This is a genomic window from Duganella rhizosphaerae, from assembly GCF_040364205.1.
Taxonomy (GTDB): Bacteria; Pseudomonadota; Gammaproteobacteria; order Burkholderiales; family Burkholderiaceae_D; genus Rugamonas; species Rugamonas rhizosphaerae.
In genome coordinates, this window is sequence record NZ_BPWK01000063.1 from 1 (window position 1) to 1,152 (window position 1,152).

At 68.8% G+C, this 1,152-nt stretch carries 1 protein-coding gene; it reads right to left on the bottom strand.

Annotated elements, in window-relative coordinates; genetic code table 11:
* Positions 1-1,152: condensation domain-containing protein (locus RUGAMON1_RS32600; RefSeq protein ID WP_445234416.1), on the bottom strand; the 1,152-nt coding region annotated here is incomplete at both ends.

Genomic DNA, 1,152 nt, shown 5'->3' on the forward strand with positions numbered 1-1,152 from the left:
GGCCTGCGCGTTCAGGTCGGCGTAGCTGACCTGGCGCTGCTCATGCACCAGCGCCACCGCGTGCGGCGTGCGCTCCGCCTGGCGTTCGAACAGCTCGTGCAGGCAAACGTCCCGCTCGTAGTCCGCCGCCGTCGCGTTCCATTCGACCAGCACCTGGCGGTGTTCCGCCGCCGACAGCACGCCGATCTCCGCCAGCGCCGTCTGCGGCGCCGTTTCCAGCGCCGCGACGATGCCTTCCAGCGCGGTCTGCATGTAGTCGCAGATGCGTTCGGCCGACACCGACTGGTCGACCTGCGCCGTCAGCAGGAAGTCCTCGCCCAAGTCATCCACCGACAAGGTCAGCGGATAATTCGTGCGCTCTTCGCCGCCGACGATCTCCACGCCCTCCCAGTCGCCGCCGGTGTGCTGCTGCGCACCCGGGGCGGCCGACGCGCTGTGACGATAATTCATCAGCGACGAGAACAAAGGCGTCTGCGCGGCCACGCCGCTGCAGCGTTGAGCCAGGGCCAGCGACGCGTGCTCGTGCCGCAGAAGCTGGGTCAGCAGCGTATGCGCGCGGCGCACGCCTTGGGCAACGTCCATGGCCTCGATGCTGATCCGCACCGGCAGCGTGTTGATGAACATGCCCAGCACCCGATCGGAGCCGGCGCCGGCCTGCATGCGCCCCAGCAGCACCGTACCAAACACCACGTCCTGGCGTCCCGACAGGCGCGCCAGCACCTGCGCCCAGGCCAGGTGCATCAGGCTGGCGGCACTGACGCCCTGCGCCCGCGCCTGTGTGCGCAGACGGCGTGCCAGTACAGCAGGAAGCTGCTGGCGCGCTTCGCCTATCTGCAAGCCGTCGCCGCGCACGTCGAGCAGGCCATACGGCGCGGTCGGTTCGTCGATATCGGACAGCATCTGCGCGAAGAAGGCCTCATGCTCCGCGCGGCTCACGCCCAGGCGCGCCTGGGCGATGAAGTTACGGAACGGCAGCGCCCTTGGCAGCTCGGCCTCGCGGCCCAGCTGGATGGTGCGGATTTCCTCAACCAGGATTTCCAGCGTCGTATGGTCGATCGCCAGGTGATGCGTCAGCAGTTGCAACAGCCAGCGGCCGTTGGCGCGGTCCTCGCACAGGAAGGCGCGCAGCAGCGGCGCCTGGCGCACGTCGAT